General features: G+C 39.0%; 18 protein-coding genes, 1 pseudogene and 1 riboswitch. Of the genes and pseudogenes, 6 read left to right on the forward strand and 13 right to left on the reverse strand.

Annotated elements, in window-relative coordinates:
• Positions 1–32: 32 nt before the first annotated feature.
• From cobT to J7J00_RS05900, 4 genes are all read right to left on the reverse strand, one after another.
• A complete protein-coding gene (cobT, locus tag J7J00_RS05885) occupies positions 33–1,079 on the reverse strand; it encodes a nicotinate-nucleotide--dimethylbenzimidazole phosphoribosyltransferase (protein WP_214788686.1) in 1,047 nt (348 codons plus the stop codon).
• Positions 1,080–1,192: 113 nt separating this feature from the next.
• On the reverse strand, positions 1,193–1,738 hold the full coding sequence (gene lepB, locus J7J00_RS05890; RefSeq protein WP_214788689.1) for a signal peptidase I: 546 nt from the start codon (positions 1,736–1,738) through the stop codon (positions 1,193–1,195).
• A gap of 297 nt (positions 1,739–2,035) precedes the next feature.
• A complete protein-coding gene (locus J7J00_RS05895) occupies positions 2,036–2,743 on the reverse strand; it encodes a nitroreductase family protein (protein WP_214788692.1) in 708 nt (235 codons plus the stop codon).
• A 114-nt stretch (positions 2,744–2,857) separates the two neighbouring features.
• A complete protein-coding gene (locus J7J00_RS05900) occupies positions 2,858–3,274 on the reverse strand; it encodes an RrF2 family transcriptional regulator (RefSeq protein ID WP_076367661.1) in 417 nt (138 codons plus the stop codon).
• Between the two features lie 271 nt (positions 3,275–3,545).
• On the opposite strand from J7J00_RS05900, the gene J7J00_RS05905 reads away from it, so the two are divergent.
• Entirely contained in the window at positions 3,546–4,514 is a 969-nt protein-coding gene (locus J7J00_RS05905; RefSeq protein ID WP_214788695.1) for a bile acid:sodium symporter family protein, read from the forward strand.
• A gap of 106 nt (positions 4,515–4,620) precedes the next feature.
• Positions 4,621–5,166 carry an NADPH-dependent FMN reductase gene (locus J7J00_RS05910; RefSeq protein WP_096340244.1) on the forward strand — a complete coding sequence of 182 codons (546 nt, stop codon included), beginning with the start codon at positions 4,621–4,623 and terminating at the stop codon, positions 5,164–5,166.
• Between the two features lie 79 nt (positions 5,167–5,245).
• On the opposite strand, the gene J7J00_RS05915 is transcribed toward J7J00_RS05910, so the two are convergent.
• The 6 genes from J7J00_RS05915 to J7J00_RS05940 form a co-directional block, all read right to left on the reverse strand.
• Positions 5,246–6,031, reverse strand: a complete 786-nt coding sequence (locus J7J00_RS05915) for a glucose 1-dehydrogenase (protein ID WP_214788698.1) — start codon at positions 6,029–6,031, stop codon at positions 5,246–5,248.
• A gap of 15 nt (positions 6,032–6,046) precedes the next feature.
• Positions 6,047–6,901, reverse strand: a complete 855-nt coding sequence (locus tag J7J00_RS05920; RefSeq protein WP_214788702.1) for a RhaT/GlcU family sugar-proton symporter — start codon at positions 6,899–6,901, stop codon at positions 6,047–6,049.
• 485 nt (positions 6,902–7,386) lie between these two features.
• Positions 7,387–9,213: an APC family permease gene (locus tag J7J00_RS05925; protein WP_214788705.1), complete on the reverse strand. Its 1,827-nt coding sequence runs from the start codon at positions 9,211–9,213 to the stop codon at positions 7,387–7,389.
• A gap of 138 nt (positions 9,214–9,351) precedes the next feature.
• A riboswitch (cyclic di-AMP (ydaO/yuaA leader) is annotated at positions 9,352–9,496 on the reverse strand.
• A gap of 358 nt (positions 9,497–9,854) precedes the next feature.
• A complete protein-coding gene (locus J7J00_RS05930) occupies positions 9,855–10,310 on the reverse strand; it encodes a GtrA family protein (RefSeq protein WP_214788708.1) in 456 nt (151 codons plus the stop codon).
• Positions 10,270–11,292 carry a glycosyltransferase family 2 protein gene (locus J7J00_RS05935; protein WP_214788711.1) on the reverse strand — a complete coding sequence of 341 codons (1,023 nt, stop codon included), beginning with the start codon at positions 11,290–11,292 and terminating at the stop codon, positions 10,270–10,272. Before J7J00_RS05935 ends, J7J00_RS05930 begins: the two co-directional genes overlap by 41 nt.
• 15 nt (positions 11,293–11,307) lie before the next feature.
• Complete coding sequence (locus J7J00_RS05940) at positions 11,308–12,972, reverse strand: DUF6044 family protein (protein ID WP_396020495.1); 1,665 nt, start codon at positions 12,970–12,972, stop codon at positions 11,308–11,310.
• 177 nt (positions 12,973–13,149) lie between these two features.
• Between J7J00_RS05940 and galU the strand changes: the two genes are divergently transcribed.
• The 4 genes from galU (at position 13,150) to J7J00_RS05960 (ending at position 16,285) form a co-directional block, all read left to right on the forward strand.
• On the forward strand, positions 13,150–14,013 hold the full coding sequence (gene galU / locus J7J00_RS05945; RefSeq protein ID WP_214788714.1) for a UTP--glucose-1-phosphate uridylyltransferase GalU: 864 nt from the start codon (positions 13,150–13,152) through the stop codon (positions 14,011–14,013).
• Positions 14,014–14,281: 268 nt separating this feature from the next.
• The gene (locus J7J00_RS05950; RefSeq protein ID WP_214788717.1) at positions 14,282–14,422 is read left to right on the forward strand and encodes a hypothetical protein; all 141 of its coding nucleotides are present in this window, start codon (positions 14,282–14,284) and stop codon (positions 14,420–14,422) included.
• A gap of 195 nt (positions 14,423–14,617) precedes the next feature.
• On the forward strand, positions 14,618–16,012 hold the full coding sequence (locus J7J00_RS05955; protein ID WP_286201203.1) for a cytochrome P450: 1,395 nt from the start codon (positions 14,618–14,620) through the stop codon (positions 16,010–16,012).
• 99 nt (positions 16,013–16,111) lie between these two features.
• The gene (locus tag J7J00_RS05960) at positions 16,112–16,285 is read left to right on the forward strand and encodes a hypothetical protein (RefSeq protein WP_214788722.1); all 174 of its coding nucleotides are present in this window, start codon (positions 16,112–16,114) and stop codon (positions 16,283–16,285) included.
• A gap of 318 nt (positions 16,286–16,603) precedes the next feature.
• Here the strand turns inward: J7J00_RS05960 and J7J00_RS05965 are convergent, their stop codons facing one another.
• From J7J00_RS05965 to J7J00_RS05970, 3 genes and pseudogenes are all read right to left on the reverse strand, one after another.
• The gene (locus J7J00_RS05965) at positions 16,604–17,245 is read right to left on the reverse strand and encodes a dihydrofolate reductase family protein (protein WP_286201204.1); all 642 of its coding nucleotides are present in this window, start codon (positions 17,243–17,245) and stop codon (positions 16,604–16,606) included.
• 81 nt (positions 17,246–17,326) lie between these two features.
• Positions 17,327–17,530: pseudogene (locus J7J00_RS29035) on the reverse strand (insertion element protein); the annotation flags it as partial.
• Positions 17,531–17,725: 195 nt separating this feature from the next.
• The gene (locus J7J00_RS05970; RefSeq protein WP_214788725.1) at positions 17,726–18,019 is read right to left on the reverse strand and encodes a hypothetical protein; all 294 of its coding nucleotides are present in this window, start codon (positions 18,017–18,019) and stop codon (positions 17,726–17,728) included.
• Positions 18,020–18,076 lie beyond the last annotated feature (57 nt).

The following is an 18,076-nucleotide window of genomic DNA, read 5'->3' on the forward strand; positions in this document are numbered from 1 at the left end:
AGGAGACCATCGCAATGAAGGTCTCCTATTTCTTACTTATTCGACACGCCTGCAGATTCAAATGTTGCCATTTCTTTAATGACCAATGTCGCTGCCTTAAGGATGGGGTATGACAGGGCAGCCCCTGTTCCTTCCCCGATTCTCATTCCCACATCGAGGATTGGCTCCTTGCCAAGCAGTTCTATGGCCGTTCTATGACCAGGTTCTGCAGATCGATGTCCAACAAACATATAATCGGCTGCACGTCCGGAAATCAGGTTTGCCAATACAGCAGCCGTGGTTGTAATGAAGCCATCAACAAGAATGGGTATACGGTTATTCGCTGCAGCAAGCATGGCCCCTGCCATACCTGTGATTTCGAACCCGCCGATTTTCATCAAAATATTGATTGGATCATCCGGATTAGGATTTCTTAATGAAATCGCTTCTTCAATTATTCTTCGCTTATGTATAATGCCTTCTGACTTCAATCCTGTTCCCTGCCCCACTAGTGATTCGACGCTTTTCCCGCTTACGATGGAGATGATTGCGGTACTGGAAGTCGTATTTCCGATTCCCATTTCACCAAGAATCAGGCAGTTCGCACCACGGGCAATCATTTTCTGTGCACGGTCATATCCAATTTCAAGCGCTTGAATTACTTCTTCCTTTGTCATCGCCTCTTCTTTATAAAAGTTTCTAGTTCCATTGCGGACTTTTCTCGAAGTTAACCCTGGTGCTTCGATATCTGCATCGATCCCTATATCGACAATGTCCAAGTAAGCATCTATCGCGCGGCTTAATACATTGATGGCAGCACCGTCATTCAGGAAATTAAGTGCCATTTGTTCCGTCACTTCTTTTGGATAAGCCGAAATCCCTTCTTCCGTAATTCCATGGTCGGCTGCAAACACGATCACACCCGGTTTCGAAATGTCCGGAAATGCCTCTCCTGTCATCTTGGCCAGTTCGATTATCCATTCTTCAAGCCTTCCTAAGCTTCCCTGAGGAACGGTCAGTGAATCAACATGTCCTTTAACCTGCCGTCCCATTTCTTCATCCAGCATCGGGATGGAGATGGCAGCTAACCCATTCGTCATATGTATACCCCCCACAATCCAAAATGAAAAACCTTAACCACAGGAAAAGGTTCTTATCCATCATCTGCTATAAATACAACTTAGTCTATATAATTATCCTCCTGGCTTTCCATTTACTTCGGCAATCCCATTTCATTTAATGGGTAGAGACGAAATTTCACTTTGCCCATTACTGATTTTTCAGAAATAAAACCAAATCTTCTTCCATCCCAACTATTCCTTCGATTATCCCCCATGACAAATAAATGACCGGCAGGTACCCTGGATTTCCCAAGTAAATCACTCAAGGTGAAATTCTCCGTCAGATTTTCTTCAGGTGGAACTTCCCCTTTTTTTATTTTCAAATATGGTTCTGTATACTTTTTCCCATTGATATATAAGATATCATCTTTCATTTCAACGCTGTCACCTGGTAAACCGATCACCCTTTTTATATAATTCTCTTCCGCGTCCGGAGCATAAAATACGACCATATCGAAGCGCTCCGGCTTTCCGATTTTAGCTACCACTATCCGGTCATCATTTTCATAAGTCGGCTCCATTGATTCACCTTTTACTGTAACAGGTGTAAATAAAAACTGTTGGCAAATGAACACGATCATTAAAGCGAATAAGATAGATTTCAACCACGAGAACACTTCACTTTTCATATTCTTCATAAGGACTCCCTCCAATCCATTGTGAACGGCTAAATCAACGATAATTGCTGTATTTTTGGCTTGCGCGCCAAAACAATTCTTTAGCACTGTTTATCCCTTATGCTTAAGTTTGCCGTCGGTGATTTTTAGAAGAGATATTCCAGAGAAATATCTGGAAAAATTGTAACATATCCTTTTATCGCTTGCGAGAATAATCATTTTTAATAAAAGGAGTAGAGAGCAAATCTCAAATCATGAAAAAAAGGATAGCGAGTTTTAGCTATCCTTTTAACATAGTACAAATATTGTTCCAAAAACTTAGTATTTATTCCAAGTCAATACAGTATCAAGTGGCAAACGGACTTTTTCAAAGCCTGCTTTAGTTCCTTTTCCAATGGAAATTAACATGACAGGTTTGAAGTTTTCCGGTACATTGAATGCATCCACAAATTTGGCTTCATCGAACCCACCCATTGGGACTGTATCGTATCCTTTTGCTTTTGCAGCTAACATGATCTGCATGGAAACCAAGCCACCGTCAATCATGGCTACACTTAAAGCCTTTTCAGCGGAAAAGTTGCCGTAATTATGCAGAATAGAGACTACATATGGCTCTTTGATTTCATTCTTCATAATTCCTTTATTGACTAATTCACCATAAATCCGCTCTGCATTTTTGTAACCTTCTATATCAGCTAAAACGGCAATGACAGCAGATGCATCGACGATTTGTTGTTGGTTATTGGCGATTGGGAGCAATTCTTGTTGGGTTTGCTTATCTTGAATCACAAGGAATCTCCATGGCTGTAAGTTGGAAGAAGACGGTGCTTGAATCGCAATATCCAGGATTTCGCGAATTTCCTCTTCAGTCATCACGTATTCAGCATCGTACTGGCGAACAGATCTCCGTTCTTTTGCTACCGTAATGAAGTCCGTATCATTAAGGACTTTGGGCTTTTCAAGCGGTATATTCAATTCTTTCGATTTATTTAGGTATTCTTCTTTACTCATTATATTTTTTGTCATTTATAATGACCTCCATTTAACTGTAATTAATACAGGAACAGTATATAACGCATACTGTTCTTTTGTCAAATACAGTTTATGAAAAACGAAACCATGTCAGTTTCGTTTTTCACATTAAGATTTCGAAAGTAAATCAGCAATCGTTTTCTGCTCCAGGCCTTGTATAATCCAGCTCTCCATCTCGTTTTTTAAACCGCATAAAGCTTCGCGTGAAGATGGTTGAAAGCATTTCTTATCATTCACATCAAGAAATCCCTTTGAAAAAGGTTCAGATTTAATTGCAGCGTATATATCTGCAAGAATGATTTGTTCGGGATTTTTGGCAAGTGAATATCCCCCATCCCTTCCTTCCTTTGCTTGAATCAACCCTGCCTTCACTAAATTACTTAATATTTTTCTAAGAAAGCCGGACTCCGAATCAAGCTTATCAGCCAATTTATTACTATTGCATAATCCATCATGATCAGCAAGAACAAGCAGGGCTTGCACTGCAAGACTAAACCACATTATACTGGAAACCTTTTCTGACATTTCTTTCACCTCTCCCCTCTACTTTAAACTATTTTTCGATGAATATACAACGCTGCATCGAACAAACCTGCCAAAATCTCTTTTTAATGAACACAACCGGGAAAACCCTTTTTGGAACGATGAATCCCTCACCGAATCTATCCTTCCAATACATGCTTTTCACCATTTTAAAAAATACAGAAAAAATAAATAGACAAATTACTTGTCTTACAAATTTTTTCTTTGGGAATATGGTAAACTTACTTAATAGAATAGCTCAGGAAGTGAATGAATGATGCTGAAAACAATAAATGAACAAATGGATAAAATCATGCCTCTCATCACTCCGTTAAGCGTGGTGATTGGGGTATTATTGGCCGAACATCTAATGGATTACACTTTTCTTGTTCCATGGATATTCGCCTTCATAACATTTTCCGGAAGTTTAGGCTCCAACTTTAAATCTTTGCAACAGGCTGTCACCCACCCTTTACCTGTTTTCATCGTATTGCTCATCCTTCATATGCTCATGCCTATTTGGGCTTTTGGTCTCGGCCACTTAGTGTTTCATGGTGATGCTTTCACGATTACCGGCCTAGTCCTGGCTGTAGTGATTCCAACCGGTGTCACCAGTATGATCTGGGTATCCATTTATAATGGGAATGCCGTTCTTGCCCTAACTATCATCTTGATCGACACCCTACTCTCGCCATTCATCGTTCCTTACAGTGTTTCCCTTTTTGGAGGCGGTACGATTGAAATGGATTTGGGGTCGATTGTGAAAGGATTAATCGGAATGGTCGTTCTTCCCTCCATGCTTGCCATGTTCTTGAATCAGGCTACAAAAGGGAAAATACAATCTATACTATCCCCCCGCTTAGCTCCATTTTCCAAGATAAGCGTTGGAATCGTAGTCATATTAAACAGTTCAAAAATCGCTCCTTACTTAACCCATTTCGATAAGAAATTAATGATCATGGCCTTCTTGGTTTTGTTCATAGCTGCTTCAGGGTATGCCCTTTCTTGGATGGCCGGTGCATATTTAAGGTGGGAAAAGGAGGATATCATCACCTTGACATTTACAGGCGGTATGCGGAACATCAGTGCTGGAGCCGTTCTTGCAACAACCTATTTCCCTGCTGCCGTCGCTGTTCCCGTTGTACTTGGCATGCTGTTTCAACAAATGCTTGCCTCCTTTTTTGGCTATGTCATGGAAAAGCATTTTCACCGTTGTATGAATGAAGGGTCATCCACAGAATGATTATTTCTCAAGCATCCTTTTTCCCTTTCATTTATATTCCAATTATAATAGGTAAGTAGAACACATTTACATGATTATCCATTACAAATCCTTGGAGGTATTGAAGATGAAAGTTGTTGCAATAGTGGGAAGTATTCGTAAAGAGTCTTACAACCTTAAGCTAGCAAAATATATTCAAACTAGATATCAAGATCGGTTTGATCTCGAAATCTTGAACATTCGGGATTTACCTTTTTATGATCAAGATATTGAAAATGACCCTCCATTAGTTGTAAAAGAATTTAAAAGCAAAGTGGCCGAAGCAGATGCAGTCTTGTGGGTAACACCTGAATACAATGGTACGATTCCAGGCGTATTGGGCAATGCAATCGATTGGTTATCACGTGTCGATAAAGTCTTGATCGGCAAACCTTCATGGATCATGGGTGCGTCAATGGGGCAATTAGGAACGGTTAAAGCTCAATTGCATTTGCGTGAGATCCTATTCGCATTAGGCATCTCCTCCCCGCTCCTTCCCGGAAATGAAGTATATGTTGGTGCAGTGCATGACAAAATCGATAACGAAGGCAGGCTTACACATGAGTCGACTGTCCAGTTTATCGATACGGTCGTCGATAACTTCATTAGCTGGTATAATCATCACACTCGTTAATGCTTTTTTAACAAGAATCCCAGCAGGAATGATCCTGCTGGGATTCTTGTTGCATCTTAAAAGAGGAATTAAACTAAATTCATCCTCTTCCCGCTTGGAATGCAGGGTATTTTGTCATTCCTCCGTCAGCGAATAGAGTGATGCCCGTTACATAACTGGATTCTGAAGATGCCAGCCATGCAGCAACCGCAGCAATTTCTTCAGGCTTTCCGATATACCCCATCGGAATCATGCTTTCAAGATCTTTTTTCTTTTCGGGATCCTCAAGCTTGTCGGTATTAATTGGCGTGGCGATGGCTCCAGGACCAATGCTGTTCACACGGATCCCTTTTGGTGCATATTCAAGAGCCAGGGTTTCCGTAAGCAGCTTCACCCCGCCCTTGCTTGCCGCATAGTGAACGAATAAAGGCCAGGGAATCATCTCATGTACACTGGACATGTTTATAACATTCCCTTTAATATCGTTCTCGACAAAATACTTGATAGCTTCACGGCAGCCCAGGAAATTTCCGGTTAAGTTGGTATTAATTACCCTATTCCAGTCGCTTAACGGCATCTCGTGAGATGGAACCGGATTTTCAATTCCTGCATTATTGATGAATATATCGAGTTTCCCGAAATTCTTTATCGCTGATTGAACAAGGTTAATGACATCTTCTTCAATGGTGACATCGCCTTTTACTGCAATGGCTTCCCCACCATTTGTTTTGATTTCTTCCATTACACTATCTGCTTCCTCTAATTTAGTACGATAATTAACCACGACGTTTGCCTTTTCCTTAGCAAAGCGAATGGCCATCGCTTTTCCTAAACCAGTGGATGAACCCGTTATAACAACGACCTTACCTTCTAAATCTGTATACATTTAATCACCCTCCAATTAACTTTTTGCCAACCCGAGCATAATCCCAGCTATGATGATCAAGATTATTCCAATAACAATTCCAATTAGTTGGCGCTTCGTTTTCTTTTCACGTAAAATGATGATCCCGCCAATAGTTGAGATGACTATGCCCATTTGCGAAAGGGAAAAACTAGTAGCCACTCCCACACGGGGCTGGGATATGAATAAAAACATGTTCCCTGCAGCCCATATCAAACCCGGAATGATATTGCGAATCGTATATTTGTTAAACGGTTTATGTTTAAAAGTCAATAACAGACCGCCTAACACCATCCCTATCGCTTGAGGGAACAACGCTGACCACCCGTCAACGTCAAAAAGACGGGCTACTACCACATAAACCAAATAACCGAATGTCGAGATGAGTAGAATAACAATTCCTTTCTTCAAGTTTCCCGACTTGCCCTCTTTCGATTCTTTATCTTCCAAGGAGGTCAAGACGATTCCTATAATAATGAAGACTAAAGCCAAAACGCCTAAAATAATCGCTTTCATTGTAGACCATTCGTGAAAAACTATGACCCCGAATAAAGTGGTTGAAATGAGCTGCAATCCTGTTGATATTGGCATGGTTTTGGAAACTCCCATTAAATCAATGCTCTTAAGCTGGTTAGCTTGTCCAACAGCCCAAAACAATCCAGATACGACTCCGACTCCAAACACCAGGAGTGACAATTCAATATCTGCGAAAATATAAACACCAATTGAAAAAATCAAGGCGCCAATCGTTGTACCTAGTGTTTGACTATAAGGTCCACCCCCGAGTTTCACATTAAATAAAACGATGCTTCCCCAGAATAATGCCGGCAAGAGAGCTAATAATATATCCATTTACAACCCCCATATATGTAAGTTCAAAACTAAGCAGTAAATTTCATTTTGTCTTCTTAATATGTTCGCATTATTTGAATTGACCCTTGGTAATTTTATGAAGTGTTTCCCCTAAAGCAGTGTTCAACACAAAAAGGGCTGCAGACGCAGCCCTTTTTAGTGATACTGATTGATTCTAGCCACCATGTTGATGATGTTGCATGTCCATTTCCGAATCATCAGCGACTTTGAAATAATCACTTTCCCAAACAGCCGTCGTACGGATAATGATGATGGAGAAAGTTTTAAATTAACATAAATTAAAGCTCTAAAAGAGGAAGTATCCCCACATCTTACTGCAAATCCTTTTTATTGTACGGGTATGAGTTGGTAATGAATGTTCATACTCAAATATCGGCAGCGTAAGTTACTGCTGTCTTTTTTATAAAGATTATAAAAAAAAGCAAACCTTATGTAGGTTTGCTTCTTTTCTTAGATAATGGAACTTACTTCTTCAAATGATATGGCACCGTCGTAACAACCACATTTCTTCTATAAAGTAAGTAGGCACGAATCAGTAAACTTGATTGGTTATGAAGAATATTGTGCCAGCCCTTCTTCGGAATGAATTGGGGGATGATCACCGTAACTTTATAATTGGATTCACTCGCCTTATGTTCAACCGTATCCACAAATTTTGTTAATGGCTGAATGATACTTCGATAATAAGAATTCAGTGTAACTAGTCTGACATCTGGCTGCCACTTTTTCCATTTTTCTTCGAATTTCTTTTCATCTTCTCTTTCAAAAGCAACGTAAACGGCAATGACCTGATGCGCTGAAAGAGATTTTGCATAATTTAAAGAGTTCTCAACCACATGAGTTATACCGGCCACAGGTACGATAATGATATTTCCTTCAATTGGCAAGATCGGCTCACATGTTGTAATCCTTAGTTGGTCACCAACTGCTTCATAATGCTTTTTGATTCGATGAAAAATTAAAAGGATAATAGGTATAAAAATCAAAACAGGCCAAACCTGAGTAAACTTGGTCAAGAAGAATATCATCGTGACGATAAAGCTAATAATGGCACCAATTGAATTAATGGTTAATTTTAACATCCAGCCTTTTGGCTTTTCGCGAATCCATTTAACAATCATCCCGGTCTGGGACAGAGTAAATGGAATGAATACCCCTACGGCATAAAGCGGAATGAGATTTTCTGTATGTCCTTCAAATGAGACTATTAAGATGATCGATGCAAGTCCCAGTATGATTATTCCATTGGAATACCCTAATCGGTCCCCTCTGATCGTAAACGCCCTTGGAATGAATTTATCCTTCGCTAGATTTACCGCAAGCAGAGGGAAGGCCGAATAGCCAGTATTGGCCGCAAGTATCAAGATCAATGCAGTCGTACCTTGAATGAAGAAATACATGAAATTCCGTCCAAAGATCTCTTCAGCAATCTGGGAGACGACCGTTACCTCTGCGCTAGGAACAATGCTTAAATAATAGGCTAAGAATACGATTCCCGAAAATAATACAGCTAGTAAGGAACCCATCGCTATTAAAGTTTTCGCCGCATTATTCGGGGCTGGATCTTTAAAGTTCGGGATTGCATTGGAAATAGCTTCGACTCCTGTCAATGCGGAGCTTCCTGATGCAAATGCTCTTAGCAGTATGAATAAACTGATGCCCGCTACCGGAGTCCCGATGGACGTGTGCAATTCCGGTGAAACTCCCCCTGTCAAAATCTTGTAAATCCCGACACCAATCAAGATGAACAATGCTAAAACGAATAGGTACACCGGATAGGACAAAACAGAGGCCGACTCCGTAACCCCCCGCAGGTTCAGAATTGTAAGCAGAATGACGAAAATGATCGCTATGATGACATTATATGAATGCAGGCCGGGAAAAGCGGACGTGATTGCATCCGTACCTGCTGAAACACTAACAGCCACAGTTAATATATAATCCACCAATAAGGATCCTCCAGCTATCAGCCCTGGATTGACTCCTAAATTGTTTTTTGAAACCACATAGGCCCCGCCGCCATGCGGATAAGCGAAAATGATTTGTCTATAGGACAAAATCAAGGCGGTTAACAGGATCAATACTCCGATTGCGATAGGGATGGAATACCAGAATGCTGCAGCACCGATTGTGATCAGAACGATCAATATTTGCTCAGGTCCATAAGCAACCGAAGACAAAGCATCAGAAGATAATATCGCTAAAGCCTTTGTTTTGTTAAGCTTTTGTTCACCAAGTGCATTTGATTTTAAAGGTCTCCCAATCAAGAACCTCTTTATAGAAGATAACATCAAGTATTCACCACCATATTAAATTAATAAGTTTATGTTACCCAGCTGTAGCAAAAAACAAGACGAAATAGAAAAATGCCTACAAGTCATAGCTAAATAGACCTGTAGACATCATTTTTTTTGTCTAACAAGCTCCACCTTCCTTCTCATATAACGCTTACGAGGTTAGCTGTCGGATTCGGACCTAAGAGTAGCCCTACCTTGAAAGGATTCACCCCTTGGATTGTAGTAACAATCCCAATACCGGGTCCCCCGCACCATAAGGTTTAAGCGATTTAGAAATATGAAACTGTTGATTATCATACTCCCGTGAAATGGAAAAGTAAATGAAAATTTTGCACAGAAATATAATTTTTTTTTGTATGTGAGGTTTTATTCTTGACGTATATTACATAAGTCATGCAAACACATGGTTCGAAGGGAGGAAAGGAGGTAAGTAAACGTCTAAAAGGAAAAAAATCAAGGAGTCAATGAATGAAAGATGGTCAGAAAAGGAAAAAATGATCGCCACATGGAGATCGTGAAGGACGAATAGAAACAATCTGCCCCCAGCTTGAATCATTAAACTTGCATTGATTTTCGCTTTTTGATTCCCCTTTATTTCGTACAACCGGGGGCATTATCCCTCTGATCCACCCTAATTAGTTCCTTCCTTCATGAATTGGTCTCAAATTGCTTTTTTTAAAGACAAAGTATTTTTGGCCAATATAGTTAAGAACTGTGTAAAAAATTGCTCCTATCAGCACAGCCACATTTTGTTGTATGGGTAAATAAACGGATCCTTCCATTGATTCTGCAATAGCTTGGCCTAAAGAATATGCGGCGGAATAACAAATCAGGATGACGCAAAAGAAACGTGCAACTCCTCTCCGCCATTCTATATCGCTTTTAAAGGTAAAAGTTCTGTTCAAAAGAAAACTCGTTACAGCTCCCGTACCATTACCGATAAAGGTGGAGACCCAGTAAGAGAATTCTAGAACATTCATGAGAAAAAGGATGATGGAAAGTCCAAGCGCTGTATTGACTATCCCAACCAATAAAAAGCGGATAAAGGAGTTAGTGTGTTTTAGATAGTTTTTCAATACTGTTCCGTTCATTGTCTAGTTGCTCCCGTTTTTTTAAATCGAGTGGATTAAATAGATCCAGATCAACTATATATTTAGGCCGGCGTTTGGATTCATTATAGATTTTACCGATATATTCCCCAATTAAGCCGACAGCAATCAACTGTAGTCCACCGATCAACCATATGGAGGTGATTAATGAGGTCCATCCAGTTTCGGTCTGCCCATAAAACTTTAACCATAAAAAGTAAGACCCAAAGAGTAAGCTAATGAAAAAGGAAAGACATCCTAGCCATAATACAAGCCGAATCGGTGTAACTGAAAAGGAAGTAATGCCATCAAACGCAAAAGCAACCATCTTCTTAAATGGATATTTCGTTTCCCCAGCCAATCTTTCTTTTCGGTCATAATAAACAGAGTCCGTCTTAAACCCAATGAGCGGTACGATCCCCCGTAAAAAAAGATTCGTTTCATCAAATCGTTCCAACTCCGCGATCGCCCTCTTACTCATTAGCCGGAAATCGGCATGATTATAGACAAGGTTAACCCCCATCTTGTTCATCATTTTATAAAAACCAGTTGCAGATGTTCGTTTAAAAAATGAATCGAGGTCCCTTTTCTGGCGGACACCGTATACAATTTCACACCCTTCATTGAATTTCCGAATGAATTCAGGGATGACTTGAATATCATCCTGTAAATCTGCATCAATGGAAATCACACAATCCGAGGCTTCTTTAGCTGTAAACAATCCTGCCAGAAGTGCATTTTGATGTCCTGCATTCCGGGAAAGCTTTAGCCCACGAACAAGTTCATTATTAATCGTTTCCTTATAAATGATCTTCCATGTTTGATCTTTACTTCCATCATCAACCAATAGAATTTTACTTTGACCAGAAACAACGTTTTCTTCGACTAACCCCCTCACCAATCCACAAAGCTGGGTAATGGTATCCTGCAATACGCTTTCTTCGTTATAACAAGGTACAACAATCGTTAGTATCGGTGAATTCACTCTATTCCCCCCTTTTCACATGACTCTGTATAAATAAATTTTCCACACGCTTCCTTTTTTCGTGAAAATCCTATCTAGTACCAATCCGTTTTCCTTCGCGTTGTTGATTGGTATGGCAGAAAATATATACTTGCCACCTAATCCTTTAAACGCATCCATATTAAGGTCTAAATTTTTCAGCTCTTTCTTCGAGCTTTTCTTGAACATATAATGCTTCCCAAGCTCATCGGTAAATAGGTAACAACGTCCTCCCCATTCATCAAAGTAGATTCTGATGTTTTTATTCTTAGCCAATTCGTTTTCAATTATTTGACGAAATTGATGTTTGTAAGTAAGCGGATAGAAATTGTTATAGCTATCTAGCGTGTAAAATCCATTAAATTGTACAATTGCGGGATGCAGCCCAATGCTGGCAACACGATATTCTTCCTGCGGAAGGTCAATATGATCTTTTATTTCCCGAAAAAGGCTTTCTGAATAAAACTCTTTAAAAGAAGGTTTTTTATTATGAGTGATTTCTTCATTGGAACCCATTAAAACCATAATTTGAACGGCGATGAAAATAGAAAGGGTTTTCTTAGCATAATCGCTGTGTTCCCAAATGATTTTTACCGCGAGGGCAAACCCCACGTAAATTACCATCGGCCTTAAAAAGTGAAATCTTGCAAAATTAAACGTATCCAGAGTGTGAAACCTTTCCGTTAAAGGAAGCCAGCCTTTATAAAACCAAAATGCGTACCATGCTGAGAGGATAAAATTCAAGCAAAATAAAAAAACATATACCCTTTCCTGTCTCCACAGTTTTTTGGTCAGAATAATATAAAGGGCAAAGATGGTAATCGGCAGGATGATAAGCGCATGTACAGTCATGACATGCGTATGGCCAAGAACGAAATTTTTGAATGTAAGCTTAATGACCCACTCGAGGGGCAGCCTTGCGTGAAAATATTCATCTCTGCTGTTTGGCTCCGAATCAAAAATGAATGAAGCGACCAAACGATACTCCACCATTCCAAAAATGACGGTCATATACACGATTGAAAGAAGAAACGTTATATTCCACCCTTTTCTCCTGACCACATCCGTTAGCCAAAGAAACCCCATTGCAACAAGGAAAAAGAAAAAGCCAAGCACGATGCTTGAATAAAGCGGTAAAAGTGTAAGGACCAAATAATTCTTCCAAGAATGGTCCTTGCTGCGAATATTCAAAAAAGCCCAAAGTGCAAGCGGCATCCCAAGTGTACTGAGCATTCCCGATGGCCAAAATGGGGTAAGGGCAAAGGCTAAGGATGTTCCAACCCTAATCCAGCCTGATCGGCTTCCTGTAATCAAATGTTTCTTTAATAGGATATACATACCAAGGAATGCAATAAACCTTGTTAATGCCTGGCTTATTGCATATGCAACCATTGTCGGAAAAAGAGCATAAAGCCACACGATAATACTGAACTCACTGCCAAAAGCATTTCGGGGCAGCCCATTCATAATCTGGGGAATTTCGGCGTCTATTGCACCGAATAACTCACCGCTTTCTGAAAGGACTTTATACCAGGCAAGGTTGGAATCCAAATTATCATGTACGCGAATATGCGCATTTTCCCCAAGGATGAATAAAGGAGAAAGATATAAAACAATGACGAGTAAGGCAAAAAGGATTTGAACTCTCTCTTGATTTTCAATTGGCAAAATATACACCTCTTGACCAAATTCATATATCCATAATATTTGCTTCAAAGGTAAATCTATTCTATTTCTGGGATTTATTTTAACCTATTTTGAAATAGGTCAACCAATGACCACATAAAATGAAGGGTAGAACAAAAAGCATATTAAAGAACCTTAAAAAGGGGCTGGGCTATGATAAAGAAAGCGGTGATTCCAGCAGCCGGTTTAGGAACACGATTTTTACCTGCCACGAAAGCTCAACCAAAGGAAATGCTGCCGATTGTCGATAAGCCGACCATTCAATATATTATCGAGGAAGCGGTACAATCAGGGATTACAGATATTATCATCGTTACGGGTAAAAACAAACGTGCCATCGAAGATCATTTCGATAAATCAATTGAACTTGAAATGCTTCTGCAAATGAAAGGTCAAAAAGATCTGCTTAACATCGTGAAGAACATTTCCAACATGGTGGATATCCACTATGTAAGACAAAAGGAACCTTTAGGTCTGGGGCATGCGGTGTTATGTGCGAAAACTTTTATCGGAGACGAACCTTTTGCCGTCCTGTTAGGGGATGATATCGTGGATAGCCAGGTTCCAGCATTGAAGCAGTTAATGGAACAGTATAACAAGGTTCGTACGAGCATTATCGGATGTAAGGAAGTGTCACCTGCCGATGTCTCCAAGTATGGGATCGTAAATTTCCAAGAACGTTATGAGGATTTATTTCTGATAAAAAACTTGGTGGAAAAGCCAAAAGTGGAGGATGCACCATCAACACAGGCAATTATTGGCCGATATATTTTATCGCCTTCGATTTTTGAAATCCTTGAAACCGTACAGCCCGATCGGAAGGGGGAGATCCAGCTTACCGAAGCTTTAGACCTTTTGTTAGAAAAGGAACCATTATACTCGTATATCATCGAAGGAAATCGATATGACGTCGGCGATAAATTCGGCTTCCTCCAAGCTTCATTAGATTTCGCCATGAAACGACCTGAACTTCGTGATCAGCTAATAACATATTTAAGGCAGCTGTTCCCTCAATGAAATTAATATACCCCCGCCCAATTACCTAGAGGTGATTGGGCTATTTCGGGTTCACGCCTTTGGTTGTAAAATGATCCACTAACATATCCCTTACCATAATCTCTAAGCAAAATATAACTGTTTATTATAAACGCTTCCGTGAAATGTAAAAGCAAGTGAAAATGTTCGACATAGAAAGAATAATTTTTAATCAGGGAGGTTATGTTGATAACGTATCCTTCATTATTGATCCCAACGACGATTTCCAGAAAGGGCTGTTGAAAAACACATGCACAAAAAAACAAATACTCCAATAATATCCGATGATTTTTTAGATCAAGTGGTTAAGGAAATCAATGCACAATTTGCCGGGCCCATTAATGAAAAAAATGATCGTTTCCTGCATGGGGACGATCAAGAAAGACCTTGAATCCCACATCATTAATCCAAAGCTTTCATGAAAGACTCTGGCTCTATTCATCCAGAGTTTTTTTTGCTAACTTATGAAACTTTATTTTCCCCATAGAATTATTTCCCTTTTCTATAACAACTTGTCCAAACCGTTTTAACTTATCCTCATAGAATGATTACATGTAATTATTTTAAAGAAAGGGGAAAAACTACATTGAGCCACGCTGATGATGTCTTCCGCACTTCTCCAAAGGTTCCAAAAGGAAGGCTGATTTCCGGACATACAAAGGAGTTTCAAACTGATCCCATTGGCTTTCTGACCCGCTTGGCCAAGGAATATGGGGAAGTCGCTAAATTCCGTTTAGGACCATTCCATAATGTTTATCACATTTTAAATCCTGATTTAATAAAAGAAATACTCGTAACAAAACAAAAATCCTTCGTCAAATCCAAGGACTTCAATGTTTTAAAACCGCTTGTCGGTGAAGGTCTACTTACAAGCGAAAAAGACTTTCATATGAGACAGAGAAGGCTTATCCAACCCTCTTTCAAAAAGACTCATATTAGCCAATACGCCAAGGATATGATTGATACCACAATGGATTATATATCAACTTGGCAACATGATGATGAACGGATTATAACGAAGGATATGATGAACATCACTCTCGGGATAATCAGCAAGACCATGTTCAGCATGGAATTCAAGGGTGGGTATGAAATTGTTGGAAAACCGCTGGAAACTGCATTAAGAATAACAGTCAAAAGGATGAGAAAGATTTTTCGTATGCCATTATGGGTACCGACTAAAATCAACCGTAAATATAAAAAGGCGATACAAAGGCTTGATAAAGTGATTTACGGCATAATTGAAAAACGGAAGAACGACACAGTAAAACATGAAGACATGCTTGGGATCCTGATGGACGCCCGTGATACCAAAGACGGATTGGGTATGACAAGCCTTCAGGTCCGTGATGAATTAATGACTATTTTTCTTGCCGGTCATGAAACGACAGCAACTGCTCTTTCCTGGGCACTGTATGAAATTTCGAAACACCCAGAAATTCAATCCAAGCTTTTCAGTGAAGTGAATAGCATTATCGGTCACCGGACACCCAAGGCTGAAGATTTCATGAAATTACCATACACTCAAAATATCATTCATGAAACACTACGCTTTTACCCGCCATCGTATATTTTATCCCGTGATGTGGCGGAGGATGTCGTAATAGGAGGATATCGCTTCAAAAAAGGCGATATGATTCTAATAAGTTCTTACGTGATGCAGCATAATCCAGAGTATTTTGATCAACCTGAATCATTTATTCCAGAGCGATTTGAAAATAACTTTTTGAAAAGCCTGCCTGCGTTCGCTTACTTTCCATTTGGCGGAGGGCCTCGGGTTTGTATTGGCAATCATTTTGCCATGATGGAAGCGGTGCTTGTCCTGGCCTGCATTGCCCAACGATATAGGATAAAGCTTGCTCCTGACCATCATGAAGTAACCCCCCTTCCGGCCCTTACACTCAGACCAAAGAATGGACTGCGCATGGTGATAGAAGAAAGGGATGCAGAAGCCTTCGAACCTGGAGCATCCAATTTTTGAAGTATTAAGAATGATCTCAAATAAAAATAACGTTCATATTGGTTCGATTAACTCCTATAACAGGCTGGCCTATTCTTTTTAGAAAGGAGGGATGAAAATATGTATATGCTCCATTCACCACGGAATGGAATCATCCACACTGAATTGCACTATTTAGGGATGGCCTCGCAGGTTTATACCGGTTTTTTGGAATTTATAAGTGAAATTGAACCGATACAAGAAACGGAAAACCTACAGCCGGCCCCTCTTCTCTTTTTATATGAGAACGGATAGTCTCGTTAGATTTTCCTATATTGAAGAAAACTGACCTTGAAAGTAACCGGTTCTGATACCTGTCTCAAACGATTTATTTGTTCTAAAAAATGTATGTTATTATGTACAACTATTTGCACCGAGTTTTGCGGTGATTTTAGTATATTTCAATAAAATAAGCACAGTTATTTAAACTGTGCTCTTCCTTATATTTATCTTTATTAACTTATTGTACTAAAGCTCACCGTTAGTTATATAAACATCGAACGGTTTTCAGTGATAAATGTAGTTGAAAAGGTAAAAAACTTCCTCTAATAAAAAAGGGCAAGATGATGAAAATTATTTTTTTATATAATGAAGCATAGCAAGTTGACCTAATTTTTCTACTTTGGTTAATGTGTATTTTAGAGTAATATCATCTCCCATATATAGGGAAATCCCTTTCCCTAAAATAATAGGTGCAATGGCTAGTTGGAATTCATCAATTAAATTTTCTTTAAAAAATTCACGAGCTAAGTTTCCTCCACCAATTAACCATATATCTTTACCAGGCTTTTCTTTTATCTTTTTAATGAAAGTTTTGACATCTTCATCAATAAATGAAGCATACTCATCTGCTCCACTAACAGATTTAGAAAATACATAATTTTTATAATCAATATAAGGATAATTCATATCAAATCCACGAATGACATCATAAGTTCCTTTTCCCATAACAACAGTGTCAATTCTTTCCATTAGTGAATTATAGCCGGAATCTCCTTCTACTTCTGTGGATTCTAACCACTCCAATGTACCATCATCATTTGCAATATAGCCATCAATTGAAGTACCAATGTAAAAAATAATGTTACGCTGTTTTTTCATCAACCAACTGATCCCCCTCGGAACATTAACTTGATATTTCTTCATATAAACCATCCTGTAATTCCATTGATCTAAGTAAGATACCATTCTTAACAAGATTAATTCTCCACTCAATTTAATTCCTCCTTCTTTTACTAACCTGCGTCGTTAGTTGAAGAAGAAAAAGGTATTCCATTGATAAAATTGAGCTTCTTTTTAATAAATTATATCCTCCCAAGAGTGCACCTTTTCGGCAATTCCTAAACGCTGAGCAGGTGTTTCCTTTGTTTCACCTGACTTAAATGGTTTGCAGAAGTTATAATATGTTCTAAGAATTGTAATAGCCATTTGAGTAGGATTAAAATTCGAATCTATATATTATTTTCCATCTCCTCTGGATATTACTAAAGGTCTTTCTAATAATGGTGAACTTCATCGGATTTCCTGTAAGAAGACATTTAGATTAATCGTTAGATTTATGAATACTATAAGGCGTCCCATCAGGTGCAATTTTTATTTCATAAAATTTGTGAGTAGATATTTTGCGTTCCATATACTCAACAGCTAAATCATACACCGAGAGTTCCTCTACCCCACTATCTTCCGCCCATTCCTTTAAGTATTTATTTGATTTAATAAATTCCCTATAAGCATCTTCTCTAAAGTTAGAGTTTTGTCAAAAACATTTACGAAGTAATGTAATTTTTCATCTTGAATTTCATTTAAAAAAGCCTTCTTAGTTGCTGCTTTCAAAACCATATCATCATCGCTGACAATACGCCACTTGTCCGTTTTTATCATCTGCTTAATTAAAAACAACTGTGCCATCGTCGTATAAGTATGGTTAACGTGTAACCCATCTACATACCCAAAAAAATCACCTATCAGTTTGCTTTTCGTTTGATTCATTTCATAAAATCCAAATATTTTCAGATAATAAAGACTACTCCTTCTTTTCTGATTAGG

The organism is Bacillus sp. ISL-4 (assembly GCF_018613275.1).
Classification (GTDB): domain Bacteria; phylum Bacillota; class Bacilli; order Bacillales; family DSM-1321; genus Peribacillus; species Peribacillus simplex_E.